Genomic DNA, 23,987 nt, shown 5'->3' with positions numbered 1-23,987 from the left:
CTTGACACCTATATTTACACAAAACTAAACTAATGACAAGAGATTTTTTTGGAGGAGAGAATGGGATGATCTATCTTGATTACGCAGCAGCAGCTCCGCTTAGTGAAGAGGCTCTTCATGTATTTTCTGAAGCGTCCAGGAAGGCGTTTGCCAACAGCAACAGTCTTCATGATGAAGGAGATCTTGCGGGTTCATTGCTTGAGGCATGCCGGAGAAAACTTGCAGGTCTTATAGGCGGTACGGCTAAGGGAATTTGCTTTACATCAGGCGGCAGCGAGTCAAATGTGCTTGCTGTTGACACTCTTTTGGCGAATGCGGAGGGAAAAAACCACATCATTGCATCCGCATTAGAGCATTCGTCGATCTATAACTACTTGACGTTTTTACAGGGAAAAGGCTATGAGGTAACATTTTTAATGCCGGACAATCATGGTAAACTACATGTGGACAGTATTAAAGAAGCAGTTCGCGAAAACACCGCACTGGTGACCGTTCAGCACGTAAATTCGGAAATAGGCTGTATACAGAATCTGCAGGAGATCGGCCAGTGGCTTTTAATGCAGCCGGTTTATTTTCACAGTGACTGTGTTCAGTCGTTCGGGAAGGTCTCTCTTAAGGCTGATGAGTGGGGACTTGATGCAGTGTCTCTTTCAAGCCATAAGATTTACGGGCCAAAAGGGGTCGGCTGTTTATATTTAAATCCGCGGCATGTTTTTAATCCATACATCCACGGGGGAACACACGAAAATGGATTCCGGGCGGGCACCGTAAACGTTCCAGGGATTGCAGCATTTGCAACTGCAGCTGAACAGGCGTGTTCGGATATGGAATCTGAATCTTTAAGGCTCAGTGAATTGCGGGACGTTTTTTTCGAGATGCTGAAGCCCTTTAAAGAGCATGTGCACATCATCAACCAGCACAGCTCAGATCAGGTGCCGTCGATTATCGGCCTTCACATAAAAGGAATCGAAGGGCAGTATATGCTGCTTGAGAGCAACCGGAGAGGTGTCGCCATTTCAACAGGAACGGCCTGTCAAATCGGCATGCAGGAGCCTTCCAGATCTCTTCTTTCCATTGGCTTGTCACCTCAGGCTGCCCTGCAGTACATCAGGATCTCAACAGGTAAATACACCACGGCTGAAGATCTGAAAAAAATGGCCGGCATTATCGGCCGGACGCTCAGCGAAAGACAGGCAGAAAGGACGTAAGAAAGAATGAAAATTCCGGGTAATGAAAGAAGAAATGTGATCCTTAACTGGCTGAAGGAAGCGGACGAACCGCTGAAGGGGAGCGAGATTGCGCAGCGGACAAATGTGAGCAGACAGGTCATTGTGCAGGATATCTCCCTTCTGAAAGCTCAAAATGAACCCATTCTTGCGACAAGTCAGGGCTATGTGTATGTCATGCAGGATAAAGAAGAGCTGCCTGTTTACAAGCGGATCATCGCAAGCAGCCATGGCCCTGAAGCAACAGAAGAAGAGCTGAACCTGATTGTGGACCACGGGGTAACGGTCAGGGATGTAATAATCGAACATCCTGTCTACGGGGAACTGACAGCCTCCATCATGGTCAGCAACCGCAAGGAAGTCAAAGATTTCATCAAAAAAATTGAAGACCGCAACGCCGCCTACTTATCACAGCTGACAGAAGGTCTCCACCTTCACACCCTGGCAGCAGACAGGCAGGAAAAAATAGATGAAGCATGTGCTGCACTTAAAGCTGAAGGATTTTTGGTGGATGAGGATGATTGAGTGTTGCCTTTTCGGCGCAACTTTTTGTTGAGTTGTGGCATTATTCGCCCGAGTGCTGCCACTTCGGCGCGATTTTTCCAATGAGTTGTGGCGCTTCTCACCCTAATGGTGCCACTTCGGTACAACTTTTATATTGCGTTGTGGCATTACTCGCCCGAGTGCTGCCACTTCGGCGTGACTTTTCCAATCAGTTGTGGCGCTTCTCACCCTAATGGTGCCACTTCGGTACAACTTTTATATTGCGTTGTGGCATTACTCGCCCGAGTGCTGCCACTTCGGAGAAGCTTTGCTTTGATTTCTGGGTGCTACTCTGCTGAGTGCTACTAAAATCCTTTAATCACGACAAAAAAGACAGGCAGGATCCAAATCTGGAATCCTGCCTGTCTTCTTTATGGCTAATAGCCGTTTTCTATCTAAATGGCATAAGCCGAGTATGTCCCTAAAATCCTGACTCCGCAGCCAAGGGCTTCAAGCTCTGCCGTTGCACCCGGGATAAGGACTTCATCTAACTTCATATCAATGTCCACGATAAAAAAGTAATTGCCGAGACCGGTTTTCATCGGCCGCGACTCAATCTTTGAGAGATTGAGCTTTCTCCATGAAAACGCAGAGAGCACCTGATGCAGGGCTCCTGACTGATCGGATGGCAGGGTAATCATCAGGGTGGTCCGGTCAGTTACTTTTCTTAAATTTGTTCTGAAGGATCCTGACTTGTCGGGATGAAGCACGGCAAAGCGCGTATGGTTATGGGGGTAATCATGAATATCCCTTCTGACCATTTTCAGCCCGTATTCTTTAGCTGCCAGCTCATTTGCGATGGCCGCAACCTTTTCTTCAGGATGTTCCTGTATGTATTTTGCAGCAGCACCGGTTGAGGCGGCATTTTCGTAGGCTGCATCCGGAAGCTCCCGGTGCAGGAATTTATGGCACTGGGCAATGGCGTGGGAGTGGGAGTATACTTTCTCCGTCTCTTCCCAGCAATGTTCTCTTTCAGGATGCACTAATAGATGCTGCTGAATCGGCGCAACAATCTCCCCTACAATCGGCAGCGGCTGTTCATGCACGAGGTAATCCACTGTTAAGTTAACAGATCCTTCAAGAGCGTTCTCAAGCGGAACGACCGCGACATCAATTTCACCAGCCGCAACGGCATCTATGCATTTGGGTATATTCAAAAACGGTATCTGCTCTGCTTCATCTTCAAAATATTTCGTCACTGCAAGATGGGTAAACGTAGCTGCAGGCCCTAAATAGCCAACCTTAAAAGACATACTTGTAATCCTCTCCTCGCTAAGCTCCAGATCCTAATATCTCTACTTTCTCCACAAATTCAAGCCGTTTAAGCTTTGCCATGACACTGTTTATATCTTCTTTCATTCCATTGGTGTTCAGGGACAGCGTGACGTTTGCCCTCCCCTGAAGAGGAATGGTCTGGTGAATCGTCAGAACATTGCACCCTGCCGATGCGACAACTGCAAGCAGCTGGGACAATGTACCGGAACGGTCCTCAAGATGGAAAAAAAGTGTGATAATCCGTTCATTCACCATGGTGTGAAACGGAAAAACGGCATCTCGGTATTTATAATAGGCGCTTCTGCTCATATCAACGCGCTGAACAGCTTCTGCAACCGATTCCGCTTTCTTCCGCTCAATGAGCTGCTTCACTTCAAGTGTTTTTCTCATCGCTTCCGGCAGAACATCTTCTCTTACTAAAAAAAAGGTTTCTTCTTTCATGACCTTCTCCTTTATGAAAACTGCACTTTTTTCCTTTTGAAAAAAGAAGAGCAGGCAATCGCTCTTCTTTCATGACTATTCAACAAATTCAAATTCAAAATCAAGCAGACGAACAATATCGCCGTCTTTCGCTCCGCGCTGACGCAGGGCTTCATCGACACCAAGTCCGCGAAGCTGTCTTGCAAAGCGGCGGATTGATTCTTCGCGCTGGAAGTTTGTCATTTTGAAGAGATATTCGACTTTCTCTCCTGTTACGTTGAACGTACCGTCGCTGTCACGGTTGATTTCAAACTCCGCTGCCTCTTTATCGAATTTATAAAGGACGCGGTGATCAGACAGATCCTCTTCCTCATAAAGAGGGAACTCAGGCGTCTTCTCAATCGTATTCATCACTTCATAAAGCAGTTCGCGCACACCTTCGCGGGTAATGGCTGAAACAGGGAAAATCGGAAGGTCGTCCTCAAGCTTCTCTTTGAAGATTTTCAGATTTTCTTCTGACTCAGGCATGTCCATTTTGTTGGCTACAATAATCTGCGGTCTTTCAGTCAGACGCAGGTTGTATTCCTTTAGCTCCGCATTGATTGTCAGATAATCCTCATAAGGATCGCGGCCTTCGCCGCTCGACATGTCGATCACATGCACAATGACGCGTGTACGCTCGATGTGGCGGAGGAACTGGTGGCCAAGTCCGACACCTTCATGCGCCCCTTCGATCAGACCCGGAAGATCTGCCATGACGAAGCTTCGGCCATCGCCCGTTTCAACCACTCCAAGGTTTGGAACAAGCGTTGTAAAGTGGTATTCTGCAATTTTCGGTTTTGCGGAACTGACAACAGAAAGAAGCGTTGATTTTCCTACGCTCGGAAAACCGACAAGTCCTACATCTGCAAGAAGCTTAAGCTCCATGATGATGTTTCGCTCCTGACCAGGCTCACCGTTTTCAGAAAGCTCCGGTGCCGGGTTTGCAGGAGTGGCAAAACGGCTGTTTCCGCGTCCTCCGCGTCCGCCTTTTGCAATAACAGCCTGCTGGCCGTGCTCTGTTAAATCAGCAATAACCGTTCTTGTTTCTTCTTCCATCACAACGGTACCCGGCGGAACTTTGACAATCATCGCCTCCGCATTTCGCCCGTGCTGGTTTTTGGACATGCCGTGCTGTCCGCGGTCTGCTTTAAAGTGGCGCTGATAGCGGAAATCCATCAGTGTGCGCAGTCCTTCTTCCACCTGGAAAATGACATCTGCGCCTTTACCGCCGTCTCCGCCTGCAGGTCCGCCCTTCGGTACGTATTTTTCTCTGCGGAACGCGACAAGGCCATTGCCCCCGTCTCCGCCTTTCACATATATCTTCACCTGATCTATAAACATGGTAATCCTCCGTCCAAGCCAATTATGCAAGTTCAACCGCAACGGTCAATTCATTCGGGGAAAGCTCATAGTGCTTCACTTCAACCCCGCTTTGCTCATTTGCCTTCAGCCAGTTTAATAACAGTGCTTTATCTGTTATTATGCCGTTAAAGTCAAAAAAGAACCGGGCTTGTCTTTGATTGGCTTCTGTTTCTATTGTAATGCTCATATGATTTTCAGCGCAGCGGTCCGCAGCATCATCAAGAATCTGAAAGAATTTTCCGCACCACTCTGTTGCTGTCTGATCGAGTTCAGACAAATCACACGCAGTGCCAAGCACCTCGTATTCGAGGGCATAGTGATGCCTGTGCCAGTTAAATGTCATCAGCATGCTTGCAAACGAAAGCATCTTCAGATTGCAGAGTTTTGATTCATTCTGGGATTCAATCACAATTTCTTCAATAATCTGCTGTACGCGGTCATATTTATTCAGCGTTATGTTTCCTTTTAGTAACTGAAGTTTATTCATCCAGTCGTGGCGGGAATGACTCAGCACCTCGACAATATTCCACTCTTCATTTGTTTTTTTCATGTCGGCACTCCTGCTCCCTTATCTTTCTCTATTCATTTCTCTAGGAGTTTCAACTTGGAAACTGAATGTCGTACTAAATTATAACAAACAATCCAGGGGAAAATAAGGGCAATTTGAAAAAAGCAGAAGGAATCAGCTAGATGGGGGGTATTGAATGAGGCTGCCATCGTTTGCATTTATTAAACAAAAGAAAAACTCTAACCGTGGGCTAGAGTTTTCCTAAAGAAATTATGCTTCTTGTGCTACAGGATATACGCTAACTTTTTTGCGGTCACGTCCGAAACGCTCGAAACGCACAACTCCGTCCACTTTCGCGAAAAGAGTGTCGTCGCCGCCGCGGCCAACGTTTTCACCTGGATAAATTTTCGTACCACGCTGACGGAAAAGGATAGAACCACCGCTTACGAATTCGCCATCTGCACTCTTAGCGCCAAGACGCTTAGAGATTGAATCACGTCCGTTCTTAGTAGAACCTACTCCTTTTTTAGAAGCGAAGAACTGAAGATCTAAAGTTAAAAACATTCTAGTCCACCTCCTGCTGGTTGTTATTTATAACAATGTGTATGAAATGTCCGTAGCTAAGTTCAATTGACTGCAGAGAAACAAGCATTCCCTCAAGCAGAAGCTGTGCCTTGGCGGCTGCATCCTGCTCCAGTTCCTGCGGCAGCTGAAACGAAAGATATCCTCCGTCGCCGCCCTGCTCGACAATCGGCGTTATGCCTGTTAATTTATGTACTGCATTAACAGCGCCGAATGCGACAGCAGATGCTCCAGCACAGACAATGTCCTTGCCGTGAACATCGAAATCGGCATGTCCAGATAATGTAAACGATTCAATTAAGCCGCTGCGAGAGCGGTTAATGACTGCTTTTATCATCTTAAAAAGCCTTAAGCGTTGATTGCATCAATAACAAGTTTCGTGTATGGCTGACGATGACCTTGCTTTTTGCGGTAGTTTTTCTTAGCCTTGTATTTGAATACAGTGATCTTTTTAGCGCGGCCCTGTTTTTCAACTTTCGCTGTAACAGTCGCACCAGCAACGATCGGGCTTCCAACTTTCACGTCATCTCCGCCGATAAATAATACTCGGTCAAAAGTAACAGTGTCACCTTGCTCACCAGCAAGCTTTTCAACGTAGATCGCCTGACCAGCTTCTACTTTGATTTGTTTGCCACCAGTTTCAATAATTGCGTACATTCCTATGCACCTCCTAATTAGACTCAGACTCGCCAGCAGACAGGTGTTCCGGATAATCCGAAAGGCTTTATACCTGCATCTGAGCGGTTGTAGCACGGGTGCTACAATCAATAACATAACAATACTATCAAAAGCGGGCTATCTGTGTCAATCACATTTTCTCTTTATTTTTCAGCAGGCGGATGATTTCTTCCGCGTCTCCCTGGTGAACAATTCTGTATGTGCCTGTTTCAGACGACGGATTCAGGAAGATGCGAAAATGCAGAACGCTCTCAAGACGCTTTACATGCTCGTCCTGTTCTCCCCTGAAAATCCTTGCCGCGTCCTCCGGAAGTTCGACTAAAACGGCTTCATGCTCCATATACTGCCGCTCCCACAGCTCCCGCTCAAGTCTGAACGCTGTCGTTTCCGCTGAAACGACCGTTCCGGTGCCGCTGCAGTGCGGACAGGGGCTCATCAGCAGGGAGGCAAGATCTGGCCGGACTCTTTTTCTTGTCATCTGAAAAATATTCATCTGGGTAAACCCGATGATCCGTGACTGCACCTTATCCCGTTTCGCCTCTTTCAGCATTTCAGAGAGAACAGCCTGCCTGTCATCCTGCCTGTCCATATCAATGAAATCAATAATGATCATTCCGCTCAGATTGCGGAGCCTGATTTGGCGGGCTGCTTCCTTTGCTGCTGCAAGATTTGTCTTCAGCACCGTATCCTGAAGAGAGCTCTTGCCGGAAAATTTCCCAGTATTGACATCAATGACAGTCATGGCCTCAGTCTTATCGATCACAAGGTACGAGCCATTCGGCAGCCAAACGATCCTCTTGAGGGCTTTCTCCATTTCCTGTTCAACCCCATACGCTTCAAAGACCGGCTGCTTAGACTGGTGAAAGATCACCTCCGCCCCTCTGCACCGCGCTTTAAGATCCAGAGCAAGCTCACTATCATCACAGACAATCCGGTCAACTTCCCCCAGGTCATACTCCCGCAGCATCCGGTCAAAAAACGGTGTCCCCTCGGCAAGCAGGGATGGCACTTTTTCCGGTTTCTTCATTTTTACTTCTTCGTATTTCCCTTTTAAATAATCAAATTCACGCGTGAGTTCCTCTTTCTCTCTTCCGTTTGCCGCGGTCCTGAAAACAAGGCCTTCTTCTTCTTTGCAAAGAGAGGCTCCGATGGCAAGCAGCCTCTCTCTTTCAGCGGAGTCTTCAATTTTTTTAGAGACGGCTGTATATCCGGAATCAGGCATATAAACAAGATACTGTCCGCCAAACTCCAGTTTTGCTGTGAGTTTTGGCCCTTTATGCTCTGTTGCCTCTTTTGCCACCTGAACGATGATCTGCTGTCCTTCTCTTATTCTTTTTTCCATAGAGGAAGGAAGATCATGGACAGAAAGATAGCCGTTTTTCTCCGACCCGATATCAACAAACGCAGCCGCCATTCCCTTCAGAACATTTAAAACACGGCCCGCGTAAATGGCGCCGGCCGTTTCATGTATATGATGAATGTGTATTTCCTGAACATCTTTGTCTTCAAGCAGCGCGCAGCGGTTCTCACTGCCCTTTGCATTGAAAAGTAACGTACGCAATGAAACATCCTCATTTCTATAAGTGCTTTCTCTTATTTACTCATTTTATGAGGCCAGCGTCAATAGAGGTAGTTCAGCTCACCGACTGTCGACTGCACGCGTTTATCGGCAAAATAAGCATGCAGCAGCTCATTTTCATCAAGCTCAAACAGTTTTTTTCCGTCACGTTCTACAATAATCGGGTGCTTGCATCCCCTCCTGAACTTCAGGAGAGTCTGATAAATCATCTCATCCTCATCTACTACAATCGGCTCAAGGATCCCCGGGTCCTGTTTATTGCCGTAATACCTCTCAAGCAGAAAACGCATGCTTACAAAGCTTCGGTGTTTGTATTCAGTATATAAGGAATAGATGAGAAACCCTGCAATGATCCAGACGTTCAGCTGCTGCGGAGAAAACAAGAGGAAAACCAGCAAATACACCCCAAGAAAAACAGCTGACACCATCAGCATCAATCGGTGGGCCTCCTGATAGGACCGCCTCACAGATACAAACAAAAACAGCAGCTTTCCGCCATCCAGCGGCCAGATCGGCAGCAGATTAAACAGAAAGATCATTCCGTTGTAAAACGTAAAAAGCTGAAACGTTTCCGGACTCATATAGCCTGCTGAAAACAAAAGAAAGGCAGCTCCCTGCAGAGGAAGATGCTGAAACGGTCCCGCAGCAATCGTAATAAGCTCTTCCTTCAGCGGCCTGTTCCCATGCTCCTCAACTTCTGCCACCCCTCCAAATGGAAGGAGGACAATTGATTTCAGCCTCCAGTCAAAATGTCTTGCAGCCATTGCGTGCCCAAGCTCATGCACAAGAATGATCACAAGCAGAATCAACAGTGACTGAAAGTGGGCAGTCATGACCGAGATTCCCATGATCAGCCATAGAATGGGGTGAATATGAATGTGAAGAAACACAGACAAATATTTATTCAAAGGAGATCACCTGTATCGGGTCTATAAATTGCTCACCCTTTTTAATAGCAAAATAATACGTTCCCTTTTGATCTTCTGCTGCTTTGATTTTGCCGATTTCTTTGCCGTTCTCAACAAAGTCATACAGGGAAACCTGCACTTCTTCGAGGTTTCCGTACCAGCTTTCTGTTGAATCGTCATGCTGGACGACTACCGTCAGACCTGACTCTTCCTTTTTTCCGATTTCAATGACGATACCCTCATTCATCGCTTCCACAAGCGTGCTGCTTGTTTCTACCATCACACCCTGGCCATTGTCTTCAAACGTTTCAAGCACCTTGCCTGATGCAGGAGCGGTATACTGGTCTGAAGCAGGCTGTTTGTCAGCAGCAGGCTTTATCAGAGCCAGAGGGTCACCGAACTGTTCCCCGTACCATTTTGATATTCTCGCAAACTGGAACTCTTCTTCAAACGTGCTTGTGACAACATGCTGAACCTTTTCAAACGGAGGCGAATCATTTTTAAACACGATCGCTGATACCAGCACAAGACAGGCGCCGATCAGCAGTTTGAACATAAACACATCCGGCTTAAACAGCGGATGCTTTCCTCCCCCGGCGTCACTGCCGGGATCGTACGAATGATACGCAGCGCCGCTGTATTTCTCCTCATCATCCGTGTAAGGAAGAGCTGAAAACGGTTTGGGATCCCGTTTAGAAGCATCCCCCAAACGGAGCTCCCGTTTTCTTTTCGCCATTTTTTTCCGCAGATCATCCGCACGATTCCCCATTGCAGCTCCCATCCCCTCATAGCACATTTACTGCATCATATGCCTTGTCCGACGGGATTATGACAAGCCCTGATACAAAAGCGCAAGCGCCAAGGCCCGCTCCGATAGACAGATAAGAATCCGGCAGAAAAGTCCGGTTTTGACTTTTTTGCCGGATTTGTTCTGACAGAGGATTTAGGTGCTGGAGCTGGACGATGATGACTTTGTTATGTTAGCCTATTATTCTTTATAATTTACTTAACAACGAAAAAAACAGCCTCCCTGAATAAGGAGACTGCCCGTTTATACTCTTACACCGAAAAAGCGTTTGATTTTTGTAAACATGCCCGGATTCGCATCCTCAAGCGACTGAAGAGGAACGGCTTCGCCAAGGATCCGGCGCGCGATGTTCCGGTAGGCAATGGATGCGCGGTTTGAAGCGTCCATTGCGATCGGCTCGCCTTTATTGGAAGCTTTAATCACATCATCGTCATCCGCTACAATCCCAATGAGGTCAATCGACAGATGAGCAACAATATCATCTATATCAAGCATATCGCCGTCTTTTACGAGATGATTCCGTATCCGGTTAATCACAAGTTTTGGAGGCTCAATGCTTTCTTCACGTTCAAGCAGTCCGATAATTCGGTCTGCATCCCGCACCGCAGATGTTTCGGGAGTTGTTACGACAATTGCCTTGTCCGCCCCTGCGACTGCGTTTTTAAAGCCCTGCTCAATGCCTGCCGGACAGTCGATCACGATATAATCGTAGTCCTGTTTCAGCTCATCAACAAGCTTTTTCATCTGGTCGGGATTCACAGCCGACTTGTCGCTCGTCTGAGCAGCAGGAAGCAGGTAAAGCCTGTCTTCAAAGCGTTTATCTTTAACCAGAGCCTGATGAATTTTGCAGCGCCCTTCTACAACATCCACCAGATCATAAATGATCCGGTTTTCAAGTCCCATTACAACATCGAGGTTTCGAAGACCGATGTCAGTATCAATGAGACATACCCGTTTTCCTAAAATCGCCAATGATGTTCCTAGATTGGCAGAAGTCGTTGTTTTTCCAACTCCGCCTTTGCCAGAGGTAATAACGATTGCCTCACCCACGGTTAAATTCCTCCCTCAAACCTTGTCAATTCAGGTCGTAAATGAGTTAACTGCTGCAGTCGGTCAATGACGATCGACTCGCTTTCATCTATGTACGCACATTCCATCTCATGCGTTTCTTCCCGGACATAATCAGGCGCTCTGCCGACTGTTGAGCCAATCCGGATTTGCGACGGCATCATCACGGATGCGGCAATGACAGCTGAGCTCTTCCCGTTATATCCGGCATGAGCAATTCCTCTGAGTGTTCCCATAATGAAAATGTTGCCCCCGGCAATCACAGTGCCGCCAGGATTCACATCTCCTATCAAAAGAAGATCACCGTCAACCTTAAGAACCTGGCCTGAACGGATGACCTTTGCCACAGAAACGATTTCCGCTTCTTTCTTCATGCGTGCGGCATGTTCTTTTGTAACAACATTGCTTTCGAATGTTTCAACAACCAGATTACGCTTTTTCTGAATCACAGCCTCAATTTGTTCCTGATGGCTTCTGTGAAGCAGGCGGTTGCCCGCTTTTACGTTAACGGTGATCGTTGGCCCATCTTCATGTATATACTGTTTCAGAGACAGCATCTGCTCAAGATCATTCAGCAGTTCTTCAAACGAACACGAATCATCAAGATGCAGGGTTAAGCCGTCTTTCGTGCCTTTTATCGTGACATAATGCTGTTTTTGAGCCTTCATGACGTTCACCTCAACGACTATACAATTTCGACAGATCGATGCATTCTTCCTCTTTTTAAAACGCAATTTCTCAAACTTTGCCCGTTTCCTGATTCAGGAAGAATGGCTCACAAGCAGTACTCATTTCACCCGGCCATATCTGTCTGCACAGGCAGTAATCTGCTGTCAGATTACAGTCTACAGATCATCCATATAGTCCCTTTTCACTTTTGAAATAAAACGGCTCATCGGATAGATCAGGACGATGGCGCCAACTGAGTTTGCAAGAATCGTCGGAAGAAGCCTCAGATTTGTAAAATCATAGAATGGCAGATTTGAATAGCCGATCAGCATCTGAATGCCGTAAGAATAAAACTCCAAAAGAGTAACTGCCAGCAAAGACAGGAAAAGCACAACAAGCATGTTCCCTTGAAGAGCCTTCAGAGCTTTTGAGATCAGGTAGGCAAACAGCGGATAGGCAAACAAATAGATGCCGAGGATTTCGGTATACACAATATCATGCAGCAAACCGAAAACCATTCCGTAGATGATCCCCATCTTCTGGCTGTAGTAAGCCGTAATAAAAACGACGGATAGCATCACAAACCTCGGGATAATCACTTGATCTTCGGATGTGAACGGAAGCTCAATCAGATCGGTAAAGGTGCTCTCCGATATAAAAACGAACAAAATGAAAAGAGGAAGGAGGATACGGTTCATGATTCCTCCTCCTCCTCTGGATCCATATTTGTAATATCGATTGTTTCTTTTACTCTGTCTGTTACAAATACCCGGTCAATATCATACAGATCTGCTTCCGGCTTAATGTAGGCCATTTGCGATAGTCCGTAGGAATCTGGTTCAACCTCGAGCACTTCACCAATAACAAGTCCTTCCGGGAAGATTCCGCTGCTGCCGGAAGTCACAACTTTCTGGCCTTTTTCGATTTTGACGTCCGATTCAATCTTCTTAAGCAGAAGAGCTTTTTTCTTCTCGTCATATCCTTCGATCAGACCGAAAATATTCGGCTGTCCGTCTTTGCCCTGAATTTCAGCCGCGATCCGGTTTTTCCGGTCAGGGGAACTTAAAAGCTGAACGGTGGAGTTGAATTTAGAAGTGCTCTTCACTTTCCCGATCAGGCCTTTATTTGTAATAACAGCCATATCCTTTTCAACGCCGTGCTGTGATCCTTTATCAATGGTAATCAGATCAAACCATCTGCCCGGGTCCGGGTTGCGGGCAATCAGCGCTGCCGGAATGGGGTTGTATTCCCTTAATGATTCCTGTGCACCCAGCTCTTCGCGCAGCTTTTCATTATCGCGTCTGAGAGCCTGCAGCTCTGTTTCAATTTTCATATGCTCATCGATCTTGCTTTTGAGGAGCTTGTTTTCTTCATACGTATTTTTAAGATCGCCGACATTCTCAAAGAAGCCCGCTACATATTGTGCGGGCTTATGAAAGACTGTCTGAAATAATCCTGTTGAATCTTTGACAAATTGCTCCGGCCAAGTAAGCTCTCTGTCTTCTTTTAGCGAATAGCCGATCAATGCCACTAAAAAGATAATACTGACCAGGAGCAGGATAAGACGTTTATTCAAGAAAAACTGCGGCATGTGACTTTACACCCTCTTACTATTTGCTGTGTTCGCAGGAATCAGTCCTTGCAAATGCAGCTGTTATGGAGCGGACCTTCTGCAGGTACCTGTATTATCTGCTGTCTTTTGCTTTTGTTTTGAAAAGATGAATATGTTCAAGAGCTTTGCCGGTGCCGATTGCTACACAGTCAAGAGGATTCTCGGCAATAAGGACAGGCATGTTCGTTTCTTCACTAATCACTTTATCAATATTGCGGAGCAAAGCGCCGCCGCCAGTAAGGACGATGCCGCGGTCCATAATGTCCGCTGCAAGCTCAGGCGGAGTCTTTTCAAGTGTGTTTTTAACAGAATCGACAATTGAATTTACCGTATCGCGAAGAGCTTCTGCAATTTCTTTCGCAGTAATTTCAATTGTTTTCGGAAGACCTGTCAGAAGATCACGGCCGCGGATGTCCATGTTCTCAACGCCCTCAGGAGATCCTGCTGAACCGATTTCCATTTTAATGGATTCAGACGTGCGGTCACCGATCATCAAATTGTATGTTTTGCGGATGTAGTTGACGATTGCATCATCCATTTCATCGCCTGCTACGCGGATTGACTGTGACGTGACAATTCCGCCAAGAGAGATGATGGCTACTTCAGTCGTACCGCCGCCAATATCAACAACCATGCTTCCAGTCGGTTCCCAGACAGGAAGATTTGCACCGATCGCAGCTGCAAACGGCTCTTCTATTGTATAAGCATCACGTGCACCAGCCTGTCTTGTTGCATCGATCACTGCACGTTCTTCTACTGCTGTAATGCCGGAAGGAACACAGACCATAACGTAAGGCTTGCTTGAGAAAATGCCTTTCCCTTTTGTTGCTTGTTTTATGTAATACTTCATCATTGCTGCTGTTGTTTCATAGTCGGCGATAACGCCGTCTTTCATCGGGCGGAGCGCCACTACATTGCCGGGTGTGCGTCCGATCATATTTTTCGCGTCGTTTCCTACTGCCACGATCGACTTCGTATCCGTCTGCATCGCCACAACTGAAGGCTCGCGCACAACAATTCCTTTTCCTTTAACAAATACCAGTGTATTGGCCGTACCCAAATCTATACCAAGGTCTCTTGTCCCAATTCCAAACATTAATTGTATCTCCCTTTCTGAAAACCGAATTACTTATTTTAAAAGCAGTCAAATGCGACGGCGAAAAAAACTCATAAACATTATTATAGCGTAATTACACACATTATTATAGCGTAATTACACAAAAATAAAAGTGTTACAAATATCCTTTTTCTTTTAAACTCACATATTTTTGCTCGCCGATAATAAGATGGTCCAAAAGCTCTATCCCTAACATTTTACCACACTCTGTTAATCTTTTAGTAACTTCAATATCTTCTCTGCTAGGGGAAGGGTCGCCTGACGGGTGGTTGTGGATGCAGATAATCGAAGCGGCAGAGCGTTTCAGCGCTTCTTTAAATACTTCGCGGGGATGAACGATTGAGGCATTCAGGCTTCCGATAAAAACGGTTTGTTTATGAAGCACCTGATTTTTCGTATTTAAATAGAGGCAGACAAAATGCTCCTGTGACAAAAAGCGCATTTCCTCCATGACATAATTGGCGCCGTCCTGAGGGGATTTAATGACATATCTGTCTTCATAGGCAAGACGGTTGATCCGTCTGCCGAGCTCAAGCGCCGCCAGAACCTGAACGGCCTTAGCCTCTCCGATTCCGGAAATGCTCGTCAGCTCGGCGACTGATGCTTCCTTTAAAAACCGCAGGCCTTCAAAATGGTTGAGCAAACGGTTGGCAAGCTGCAGAACAGACTCTTTTTTTGAACCTGTTCGAAGCAGGATGGCAAGCAGCTCATGGTTTGCGAGACTTTCAGGACCATCATGAATCAGCCGTTCACGCGGCCTGTCTTCCAACGGGAAATCATGGATTTTCAGCACGTCCAATCTGTTTCTCCTCCTGATTCCCTCTCTGCCTTTCTCTTAACGGATGTAACCCGCTTTTTTCAGCTCTCTCGCTGTCCTTGACAAAGGAAGTCCTACGACAGAAAAATAATCACCGCGGATCTCTTTTACAAACAGTGATCCAAGACCTTGTATGCCGTAGGATCCCGCCTTGTCCATCGGCTCTCCGGACAGCACATACTCTTCAATGTCTTCAACTGTAAGCGGCCAGAATGTCACATCTGTCTGCTCGTAAAAAACGATTTTCTTCTCCTGATGCAAAATGGCAACACCTGTGAGCACCTGATGTGTTTTGCCAGAAAGCTTGGCAAGCGTTGTCTTTGCATCCTCTTCGTCGGCAGGTTTTCCGAGAATTTCGCCGCCGTAAACGACTACTGTATCCGATCCAAGAACAACGGAGTCTCTGAAGCGCTCTGCAACAGCAGCGGCCTTCTGCTCAGCGAGAGACATGACAATGTCAGAGGGCGAAAGCGCAGGGTCAACTGTCTCTTCCACATCACTGACAACAACAGTAAACGGGATGCTGACTTTTTCAAGAAGCTCTTTTCTGCGCGGAGATCCTGAGGCTAAAATAAGATGATGTTTCATTCTTCAACATCCTTTCATTCGGTATAAAGGGAGATACACTCGTATCTTAGCAAACACCGGCAGGTTTCACAAACGGCCAAAATAGAATTTTGCACGAAAAAAAGCAAGGATTAACGGTTGTGTTTGCTCTGTATTCGGAAAGCGCGGATAAAAAGACTGGCTGGTCCCCCCAACAGCCTCCTTATAATTATGCAACTTAATAATCAGTTTTTTCTCAATTATCAAGTAGCTTTCTCTTACTTTCTTTTTCTTACTATGTATTTTTGTATTTGTTGACTAATCATCTTTTGATTTTCCAGTTCCTATTAAACCATCGAATACTTCCAATAATCTAATACCCGAGATTTACGCTCGTATTCTAGTTCATTTTCCGATGTCTTAACATTTTGCTTCAGTTTCCAAGACATTCATTGAAATCCACCATAATTCATCTCTAAAAAAAAAGAATATAAGTATAAGTTACTTACATTCTTTACTGTTTTGAAATTTAATTGTTCATTTCTCTCTAAAATTTACAAAAGGGTCTAAAGTCTTTCTTTTCTTTGAACCAAAGAAATACACTATATCCTAAAAGATTTTTAGGCAAGTCTTCTACAGCAGTATTTGAATCAATATCACCATTTTTGTATAAGTTATAGAGGTTAAATAATTTCTGATAAGGTTCACATACCTGATTATAAATACGATTAATCATTTTATCATGTTCTACATTTACAAAGTTTGAGATATCAAAACTTTCCTTTTCTACATACAATTTTTCAATTATTTGAGGATCATTTTTCTCAAGTATTATTTTAACTTTTTCAAAGTGCTTCGAATATAAATGTAGTGAATCAGTAAAATGCCTTTGATGACCAACTTTACAATTAATTTGTTCTGCAATATAGCTTTGTAATAAATAGAAAACTAGTACATTATAGGGTACACCTAAATACACATCATTTGATCTATTAATAACGGTCATATCTAATTTATTATCTCGTATTTTTAACATTATCGATACGTTACAAGGAATATCTTTTGAATCATAACCCAAATCCCTACTACTCCACATTGTTAAAACTACTCTTCTTGTAGTTTTATCTTTCTTTAAAACTGATATAGCTTTTCGAATTTGGTCTTGACCGTTAAGAGTCCTTAATCGATAGCCATAAGCCCCATAAAGTGTTTGTCCATCATCAGAAAATTGATTATAGTTCTTAATAAAATAGCTTAAAGGCTCTAACTGATTTGAACCACTTATCAACCAAGAATACTCCATTAGAGCAAAAAAAGGATTAAATCCTCTACCATCTAACAGAGGCATTCTAAAGATATCCTTATTGCTAATCTCAAAGTATGCAGGTCCTAAATCTCGGACATCTCCATTCCTAGAATTAGTAATAGATGAGGTACTGTTTATTGATTCTTTTAATAAGTTGTAATAAATTTCACTAAAGTTATTACCTAATATAGTGAGCAAAGGTATCTCCCCAATATACATACTTTTATAATTTCACAGCTATACTTAGTACAAAATCAGAATACTTATCCCAATAGCCTATCCCCTCATTTTTCTCAAAGGAAAACTTAAACTGTTTTTCTTCTAAAATAATACTGTGGATATTTATGTCAAATATTGATTCAACATTGTAACCAATAGAAGATAAGCACTTATAACAAGCTTCCTTAGAACTCCAAGCAATAGTTAACAATGTATGCATATCTTCTTTGGAAGTTTCCCTTAGCCACAAATCCTTTTCACATTCAGACAAAAAATAGTTAGGGAATTTATAGTGCCTAATTTTAATTTTTTCTATGTCGCAGCCTATAGAATTAAATTCCGAGCTAGAACAAGAAAACCCAACCCCTCTACAATGTGCAATAGAAAACCTTATATCATTATCATAATTAAATAGAAAAGGTGAACCATTTCTTCTATTTTTAATATTTAATAATTTTATATCTTCATTGTCTAAACCTAGACATCTTATTATTGAATATTTTGCAGTAATTCTACCAGCCAACCAATTACAACCGTTTCTTAAATACCTCTTATTATTTTCCCATAATTCTAGCTCTTCTTTATGTAAACAATTTAAATCTTCAGTAGTATATCCCTTAATAAATGCATGTATTTTTTTATTTAGGAGCTTAGAGCTACTTTTATTTATTGGGCTATCAAGCATCAAAATTAAGTTCCACTTGTTTCTGATTGGCACATATGTCAACCATTTTGCTAAAGTTTGCTTTAGGACTTATAGAGCCTAAGTCAGCGTGAGTTGCGATACATGTTAGTTTTCCAACCTTATAACCAGCTTCTTTAGCAATAAACTCTAATAATCTACCCAATCCAAGGTAATTTCCATAAGCCTTTTGGACAAAGTATTGGTTTCTGTATACTGCAGTTAAATCTACAAACTCTTTTCTAATCTTTACACTTATAAAACTCATACAAGGAAAACCCATCTGATTATTAAGGTCTAGAATTGGATCATATATAGACATTTCGTACATAACCCTTATACCTCTACCATTTTCTTTTTCTCTACTTAATTTGAAGATAGTATTTTCTAATTGATTAAAACATTTATCTGTTCCATACCCGCATTGAACTAATCTTCCAAAGTAAGTTCCTTTATTATTTTCTTGAACTTTCCGTAATGTTGGATATACTTTAATAAACCTTTCATATAATTTATTTCTATTTTCACTTTTAGACCAAATTCCATAAGGGAAAATTGTATTAGCAACAGTTTCAATACTTTGATTCCCCATACCTAATAAAACACTATTAAACTGCCTTCTCGTCTCTGAGTCATCTTTTGTAGGATCTTCAACCTCAACTATTAGATTATAATCTTCTCTACCATTTTTTAGTAAATGATTAATAGCATTTTTCCATGCGTTAGAGATATTTTCACCCTTAATAACATCATTCATAGTTATGCCCCCTTAGGAATAGTCCAGGTTCCAATACTATATTTTGTAAAATATTCATAAGAAACATATGCGTAGCCACTATCTCCCCAATCTGCACCCCAACTATTCCTAATAATAAAACATTTGTTTCCATCATTTCTTTCTCCATAACCTACAATTACAATTGCATGATAACCTTCAACAGATTCAATGGAAGGGACATCTATAAAATTATTTCCAGGGGATAACCAAAATGTTGGTTGTACTACAACACCAGCGATTACAGACCGTTCTTCACTAAGTTGAGTTTCTATATCACTTATAATCTGGCTAACTGTATTATATGAGGTTATTTTTCTGGTTTCAGCTTCAGTTAATATTCCTTTTGGAATATCTTTAAGTAATAAGGGGAATTCCGAAGTTTCTCTATAGGGTAATAAATCATTTGTTGTATGACCATAAAGATAAATTGATTTTAATGCTGTAATTATACTTACTCCTTTATCATCGTAAGCTCCTTGGATTGATTTTGCACAGCTAAATAGAAACTCTTCTGACAATCGCTCTTCTAAGTTTCTATGATGCTCATGACTAGAAGTAACCGCAAAAGCAGTACACGTCCCTCTTCTACCTTGATCTCTTACTTCCGGAAAACTATATCTTAGATCCACTGTGAATTTGTATTTTTGACTCATAATTTCAAATAACCCCTTTAAGCAACCAAATTATTTATGTGAATGCCATGTCTCTTCTTTTGAACAGAGATATTTAAATTGAACATATTTATCGAGTCAGATAAAGGTCGCCAAGGTCGATTGTGATATAGATTCAATTTTATGTCCTCAATTTCCTCAATCTTCAATATAATATTTCTAATACCAGAACCTCCAAACATACTGCTATCTTCTTGAAATGAATTCCAAAAAGTGGTTATCCCCTCGATATCCGGAGGTAATATCCACTTATATCCAGTAGTTGGATTTTCCTCCAATAATATTCTTACTTCATCTCCAACATTTGGATAAATAGTACTAGCCTTCTCTTCCTCCGATAAATTCCAAATATTATTCCAATTTGAAGAAAGTTTATCAATTCCATATTCTTTTTTAATCTCTATTGGTTCTACGTCTAATTCATCAAATTTTTTCTTTGTTTGAAAAATCTTTAAAGTAAATAGTCTATTTAATGTAGCCTGGTAACTAGTCCCCATTCTTAAAGAAAGGTCATAAACAGCTCTAGGATTAATTAATTCACTGTCCCTTATACCTATATTTTTAAGAATACTCAATACTAGTCTCCTAGGCATTAGCAAACAAGAAGCAAATTCTTCTGCAATCCTCTCATTATCTTCTCTTTTATAACTTTCATAAAATAACTCTTCTGAGGTATCAAAACTTGCTGAATCTCCCCTTATAAAATGACAAAATTCATGTGCTGCTGTATACCTTTGTCGAGATAATGGTAAGTTCTCATTTATCAATATCCCTGCACGATTCTCTTTTGTCTCAGGTATATATGCACCAGCTAAATTCTCCAGTTTTTGAAAATTTAAAATTACGTTACAATTATCAATTATCTTAAATATGTCTACTGGTTCTGTAAGAGAAACTTTGCATTTCGCTAAAACTCTTGAAGCGTCTGCGAAGGCTGTTTTAATTATTTCTTGTCTAGATAAACTCATTGTTACACCCCTATTTCATGTTTGAAAGTATGTATGAAAACCTCATTACATGTTCACGATCGTTATCTGATAAATCAGAAGTTGCTCGGGCCATCACTTCAACATCAGATTTAAAACTATATTCGCTATCTAAAAAATAATTTATGGAGTGCTTATATAACTTTGAAAACTTTTCTAAATCCTCTGTTTTTGGTATCACCTGACCATTTTCGATTTTAGTCAAGGATTCTAAGGGAATATTTAAGATTTCTGCAACAGATTCTAAAGTTAGCCCAACGTAATCGCGTGCATTGATTAATCTTTTATTTATATTCATGTTTTCCCCTCCAAAATCTCATCTACTAGTGTACAAAAATCTTTGAAAGAAGATTTAACACGTTTATGTACTTGTTTTACTGGTATATTAATGCCCATATCTTCTTCCAACATACCGATTATTTCTAAAAAAAAGATTGACTCCACATCTGTATCACCAAATTCAAGAATTTCATTAATAATTCTTTCCGCACTGTCACCACAAATATCTTCAAGATAGTCTGCGATTTTCTCAACTAATTCTCCTTGCATTTGTATCATCCTTTATTTTTCTACTTCATTTGAGATTCAATTATCTGTACGATATCTTTATTTAATGATTGAAAATCCTTTGTGCCATCAACAATCTTTATCCTATCTGGGTCTTTCTCAGCAGTATATAAAAATCCTTCACGAACTCTACTTTGAAAATCTATTTTTTCTAAATCGAATTTGTCTAAGGTTTTATTATCCCTTAATGCAATTCTTTTCTGGGCAATTTTCGGCTCTATATCTACTAAAAAAGTAATATCTGGTTTTCTATTATTAGTCGCAAGATTTGTTAAAGTACTAATTATATTGATATCAAGACCTCTTCCAAATCCTTGGTACGCTATAGAACCATCAATACCTCTGTCACTAATAGTAATTACCCCTTCTTTACTATTAGGCTCTACAATCTTCTTAAAAGTCTCATGTCTATCAGCTTCAAACAAAAATAACTCAGATAAACTTTCTGGTTTAACATCTAAATTAGTTACGAGGATATTTCTTAATAAACCACCTATTAAAGTTCCGCCTGGTTCTTTTGTTAACGCTACATTTATTGACTGTTTTTTTAAGTATTCATACAAAAGGCCCGCTTGAGTCGACTTTCCAGATCCACCAATTCCTTCAAAAGTAATCCATAGTCCCTTCATTGTCATCTCTCCATTTACTATATTTAGTTAATTATACAGTTTTAAAGCTTATATAAATACTTAAAAGGCTAAAAAATTGTTTATTTTTTACAAGAGTCGAAAGTAGTTCTTTTGAATTATAGTATTAATAAAAAACCGGGAAATTATTACTTTATGTGGATCAACAAAGAAACGAGTTTGAATTAATTAACGAAAAATTAACTCTTTCAGGCAACAGTTGTACTATGTGTTGAAGTATTTGTAAAACAAATAGATATGATACTGAACAAAAAGAAATGCTTGATCAATCACATAAAAGTTATCGATGTAGATAACTTTATTAGCAGCACAAAAAATGAAATTAATAATGATTATTATTCTGACACTAGTAATCCCTACTATTAAAATATTAGAAAAAGCTAAGCCATCAAGGTCATATTCCTTCGACGACTTAGCTTTTATTCAAAAAAGGTTCTGGGATTTTATCAGCTTTTACATAGAGAGGATGTCTTGGATACCCATATCGTGTTAACTCTAATGTATATATAGGAGTACTAATATCTTTTAACAATTGTAAAACTTCCTTATCTCTATCTAATAAACTCCCTTTGGTCCCCCAAGCGAGTACTACTTTATCAGATCTATTCAACGCTTCTCTAATATATTCATTATTTTTTTCACCTATAGGATCATGCGCTGAAATTAATAATTTGGGATCTGTTGACCTATAGGCGAAAAGATTCACAACTTCAAGTGACCCAAATCCCCAACCCATAGCAAATTTTATACATCTGCGAAGTGTTGGATCATCTTCTTGGTCATCTGCTGTACTAGGGTTTAACATGATAAAAGTAATCCTTGGAAGATTTTCATTCCAAATTCTCCACAAAGAGTACCTATATTCTTTCTTTTCATCAATTATAGCACCACTTAAATTCTTATTTAATTCATCATGGAATGTTAATTGCATCTGTATCACCTATTATAATTATATAAAATATATAAATTTTACATTCTCAATTCTATTTTACTAACGGATAACTAACTTAACAAGTAAATAAGGGCATTAACTCGGATATTCCGCCCAATAATACTGAATAAAATAAAAATATTATAAGTTTAGTAATTTTTAAGATTTTACTTCACCCTAAAAACCTTGAAAATATGTCCCAAGATAATCAAAGGGGTAGAACGTTTCAGCGCTTCTTTGATACACTCGTATCTTAGCAAACACCGGCAGGATGCACAAAAGGCCAAAATAGAATTTTGCACGAAAAACAGCAGCTTTTTCCCGCAAAAAAAGCACCTCTTTTCATAGAGATGCCCCGGGAAATTCAGTTAAGCGAAACAAGCAGGTCCATCAGCTTCTGCTGTGCGGCCCATCCTGTCTTTTCATCAGCACCTTCAGCAAGCAATGACGACACATCCGTTAATTCTTTTTTCATCGAAACAAGACGTTCATCCTTCGGTTTAAGCTTTCCAAGCTCTGAAAGAACAGCTTCAGATTTCGATTTTACCTCTTTGCCGTTTCCTTCCACCGCGGCGGATGAGAGGGAAACAAGTGTTTTGAAATGGCCGATGAATGCTGACGCATCTTCATTTGATTTCACAGAGAAGTCAGCCGTTTTTCCGCTCCATGTATCAATGGAGCTGGACTTATAGACATTGCTCAGCCCGTCTGCCTCCTGTTTTTCATTGCCGACTCCCCCGTAAACGAAGTAGGAGCCGTCTTCCTCAACTGCTGCAGCAGGAAACCCTTTAGCTTTTAAGTCGGCAGCCGTGGCATCGGCACCCTCCTTAGAAGAAAACTTTCCGATTTGAGCGAAGTAAAGCTGAATCGTTTGCTCTGCAGCTCCTGCGCCCGCATCCCCGCCTGCTGCCTCAGGAGCCGCCGTTTCTCCTTCCGCCTGTCCCGCGCCTGTCTGAAGAGCGGCAGGAAGATCCTCGTCTGACATGAAATTCAGGGCAAGAAATCCGAAGCTTACGCCCAGCACAATCGCGAGCACAATGGTGATGGCATATTGCTTAAATGGATACGCACTTAGATGAACCTTTTTCCCAGTACTGAAGTATGGAGAATGCTTGGATTTAGAGGATACCTTTTTAACGGCGACAACTTTGGGGTCATCCTGGAAAACCTCCCCGTCATCATCCGGGAGGACCCATGTGAACTCATCTTCTTTTTCAGCATCAGACGCGGCCGCCTCCTGCTCTGCCATCGCTTTTTCATTCCAGCTCGTTACAGGAATGTCAGGCTTTTCTGCCTCTTCCTCTTTCTTTCCTTTTTTTCGATTATTCTTCCCCTTCCAATTCCGTTCCTCGCCATTGATCTTAACCTTCATTGCATGTGCACGCTTGTCCACCTCTACACCGCCTATCTGTACGAATCGAGTATTTGGTTTTCATGCTA

Annotated in this window: 29 protein-coding genes and 1 other annotated feature; of the genes, 2 read left to right on the top strand and 27 right to left on the bottom strand. The window is 42.1% G+C overall.

Translation table 11 applies throughout. The annotated features are described in order from the left end of the window. The first annotated feature begins 65 nt into the window (after positions 1-65). Together MHB63_14890 and MHB63_14885 are read left to right on the top strand one after the other, a co-directional pair. Positions 66-1,208 (top strand): IscS subfamily cysteine desulfurase, encoded by a 1,143-nt coding sequence (locus MHB63_14890; protein MEK3807806.1) that lies wholly within the window; start codon positions 66-68, stop codon positions 1,206-1,208. 6 nt (positions 1,209-1,214) lie between these two features. Further along, positions 1,215-1,751, top strand: a complete 537-nt coding sequence (locus tag MHB63_14885) for a transcription repressor NadR (GenBank protein ID MEK3807805.1) — start codon at positions 1,215-1,217, stop codon at positions 1,749-1,751. A 413-nt stretch (positions 1,752-2,164) separates the two neighbouring features. Here the strand turns inward: MHB63_14885 and pheA are convergent, their stop codons facing one another. From pheA to MHB63_14750, 27 genes are all read right to left on the bottom strand, one after another. Further along, complete coding sequence (gene pheA, locus MHB63_14880; protein MEK3807804.1) at positions 2,165-3,022, bottom strand: prephenate dehydratase; 858 nt, start codon at positions 3,020-3,022, stop codon at positions 2,165-2,167. Between the two features lie 19 nt (positions 3,023-3,041). Then, a complete protein-coding gene (locus tag MHB63_14875) occupies positions 3,042-3,485 on the bottom strand; it encodes an ACT domain-containing protein (GenBank protein ID MEK3807803.1) in 444 nt (147 codons plus the stop codon). A 75-nt stretch (positions 3,486-3,560) separates the two neighbouring features. Beyond that, a complete protein-coding gene (gene obgE / locus MHB63_14870; GenBank protein MEK3807802.1) occupies positions 3,561-4,847 on the bottom strand; it encodes a GTPase ObgE in 1,287 nt (428 codons plus the stop codon). Positions 4,848-4,869: 22 nt separating this feature from the next. Beyond that, positions 4,870-5,418 (bottom strand): sporulation initiation phosphotransferase B, encoded by a 549-nt coding sequence (locus MHB63_14865; protein MEK3807801.1) that lies wholly within the window; start codon positions 5,416-5,418, stop codon positions 4,870-4,872. A gap of 228 nt (positions 5,419-5,646) precedes the next feature. After that, positions 5,647-5,940: a 50S ribosomal protein L27 gene (rpmA, locus tag MHB63_14860; protein MEK3807800.1), complete on the bottom strand. Its 294-nt coding sequence runs from the start codon at positions 5,938-5,940 to the stop codon at positions 5,647-5,649. A 1-nt stretch (position 5,941) separates the two neighbouring features. Beyond that, positions 5,942-6,295, bottom strand: coding sequence for a ribosomal-processing cysteine protease Prp (locus tag MHB63_14855; GenBank protein ID MEK3807799.1), 354 nt, complete (start codon positions 6,293-6,295; stop codon positions 5,942-5,944). A gap of 11 nt (positions 6,296-6,306) precedes the next feature. Next, positions 6,307-6,615 carry a 50S ribosomal protein L21 gene (gene rplU / locus MHB63_14850; protein ID MEK3807798.1) on the bottom strand — a complete coding sequence of 103 codons (309 nt, stop codon included), beginning with the start codon at positions 6,613-6,615 and terminating at the stop codon, positions 6,307-6,309. 15 nt (positions 6,616-6,630) lie between these two features. Further along, positions 6,631-6,714, bottom strand: a sequence feature (ribosomal protein L21 leader region). Positions 6,715-6,766: 52 nt separating this feature from the next. After that, entirely contained in the window at positions 6,767-8,197 is a 1,431-nt protein-coding gene (locus tag MHB63_14845; protein ID MEK3807797.1) for a ribonuclease E/G, read from the bottom strand. Between the two features lie 59 nt (positions 8,198-8,256). Next, the gene (locus tag MHB63_14840) at positions 8,257-9,123 is read right to left on the bottom strand and encodes a M50 family metallopeptidase (protein MEK3807796.1); all 867 of its coding nucleotides are present in this window, start codon (positions 9,121-9,123) and stop codon (positions 8,257-8,259) included. Beyond that, on the bottom strand, positions 9,116-9,892 hold the full coding sequence (locus MHB63_14835) for a peptidoglycan DD-metalloendopeptidase family protein (protein MEK3807795.1): 777 nt from the start codon (positions 9,890-9,892) through the stop codon (positions 9,116-9,118). The genes MHB63_14840 and MHB63_14835 overlap by 8 nt, the downstream gene beginning before the upstream one ends. A gap of 282 nt (positions 9,893-10,174) precedes the next feature. Then, complete coding sequence (minD, locus tag MHB63_14830) at positions 10,175-10,981, bottom strand: septum site-determining protein MinD (protein ID MEK3807794.1); 807 nt, start codon at positions 10,979-10,981, stop codon at positions 10,175-10,177. A 2-nt stretch (positions 10,982-10,983) separates the two neighbouring features. Next, positions 10,984-11,667 (bottom strand): septum site-determining protein MinC, encoded by a 684-nt coding sequence (minC, locus tag MHB63_14825; GenBank protein ID MEK3807793.1) that lies wholly within the window; start codon positions 11,665-11,667, stop codon positions 10,984-10,986. A 177-nt stretch (positions 11,668-11,844) separates the two neighbouring features. Next, positions 11,845-12,366, bottom strand: a complete 522-nt coding sequence (gene mreD, locus MHB63_14820) for a rod shape-determining protein MreD (GenBank protein ID MEK3807792.1) — start codon at positions 12,364-12,366, stop codon at positions 11,845-11,847. After that, positions 12,363-13,259, bottom strand: a complete 897-nt coding sequence (gene mreC / locus MHB63_14815; protein MEK3807791.1) for a rod shape-determining protein MreC — start codon at positions 13,257-13,259, stop codon at positions 12,363-12,365. Before mreC ends, mreD begins: the two co-directional genes overlap by 4 nt. A 94-nt stretch (positions 13,260-13,353) precedes the next feature. Next, positions 13,354-14,376 carry a rod shape-determining protein gene (locus tag MHB63_14810; protein ID MEK3807790.1) on the bottom strand — a complete coding sequence of 341 codons (1,023 nt, stop codon included), beginning with the start codon at positions 14,374-14,376 and terminating at the stop codon, positions 13,354-13,356. Between the two features lie 136 nt (positions 14,377-14,512). After that, positions 14,513-15,196 (bottom strand): DNA repair protein RadC, encoded by a 684-nt coding sequence (radC, locus tag MHB63_14805; protein ID MEK3807789.1) that lies wholly within the window; start codon positions 15,194-15,196, stop codon positions 14,513-14,515. 36 nt (positions 15,197-15,232) lie between these two features. Then, positions 15,233-15,802, bottom strand: coding sequence for a Maf family protein (locus MHB63_14800; protein MEK3807788.1), 570 nt, complete (start codon positions 15,800-15,802; stop codon positions 15,233-15,235). Between the two features lie 505 nt (positions 15,803-16,307). Continuing rightward, positions 16,308-17,264 carry a thymidylate synthase gene (locus MHB63_14795; GenBank protein ID MEK3807787.1) on the bottom strand — a complete coding sequence of 319 codons (957 nt, stop codon included), beginning with the start codon at positions 17,262-17,264 and terminating at the stop codon, positions 16,308-16,310. 25 nt (positions 17,265-17,289) lie between these two features. Continuing rightward, positions 17,290-17,970, bottom strand: coding sequence for a 4'-phosphopantetheinyl transferase superfamily protein (locus MHB63_14790; GenBank protein MEK3807786.1), 681 nt, complete (start codon positions 17,968-17,970; stop codon positions 17,290-17,292). Continuing rightward, positions 17,963-18,724 carry a hypothetical protein gene (locus MHB63_14785; protein MEK3807785.1) on the bottom strand — a complete coding sequence of 254 codons (762 nt, stop codon included), beginning with the start codon at positions 18,722-18,724 and terminating at the stop codon, positions 17,963-17,965. Before MHB63_14785 ends, MHB63_14790 begins: the two co-directional genes overlap by 8 nt. Before the next feature lie 2 nt (positions 18,725-18,726). Then, positions 18,727-19,398, bottom strand: coding sequence for a C1 family peptidase (locus tag MHB63_14780; protein ID MEK3807784.1), 672 nt, complete (start codon positions 19,396-19,398; stop codon positions 18,727-18,729). 17 nt (positions 19,399-19,415) lie between these two features. After that, on the bottom strand, positions 19,416-20,384 hold the full coding sequence (locus MHB63_14775; GenBank protein MEK3807783.1) for an ImmA/IrrE family metallo-endopeptidase: 969 nt from the start codon (positions 20,382-20,384) through the stop codon (positions 19,416-19,418). A gap of 10 nt (positions 20,385-20,394) precedes the next feature. After that, entirely contained in the window at positions 20,395-20,700 is a 306-nt protein-coding gene (locus tag MHB63_14770; GenBank protein ID MEK3807782.1) for a helix-turn-helix transcriptional regulator, read from the bottom strand. Beyond that, complete coding sequence (locus MHB63_14765) at positions 20,697-20,951, bottom strand: acyl carrier protein (GenBank protein MEK3807781.1); 255 nt, start codon at positions 20,949-20,951, stop codon at positions 20,697-20,699. Before MHB63_14765 ends, MHB63_14770 begins: the two co-directional genes overlap by 4 nt. Positions 20,952-20,971: 20 nt before the next feature. Next, positions 20,972-21,598 carry a dTMP kinase gene (gene tmk, locus MHB63_14760; protein MEK3807780.1) on the bottom strand — a complete coding sequence of 209 codons (627 nt, stop codon included), beginning with the start codon at positions 21,596-21,598 and terminating at the stop codon, positions 20,972-20,974. 430 nt (positions 21,599-22,028) lie between these two features. Beyond that, positions 22,029-22,547, bottom strand: coding sequence for a DUF1643 domain-containing protein (locus MHB63_14755; protein ID MEK3807779.1), 519 nt, complete (start codon positions 22,545-22,547; stop codon positions 22,029-22,031). A gap of 364 nt (positions 22,548-22,911) precedes the next feature. Next, positions 22,912-23,940, bottom strand: a complete 1,029-nt coding sequence (locus MHB63_14750; GenBank protein ID MEK3807778.1) for an SPOR domain-containing protein — start codon at positions 23,938-23,940, stop codon at positions 22,912-22,914. Positions 23,941-23,987: the final 47 nt, after the last annotated feature.

The sequence above is a fragment of the Bacillus sp. FSL H8-0547 genome (genome assembly GCA_038002745.1).
Lineage (GTDB): Bacteria > Bacillota > Bacilli > Bacillales > Bacillaceae > Bacillus_P.
Note: the sequence above shows the minus strand (reverse complement) of the source record. Positions and strands in the feature narration are given on the sequence as shown.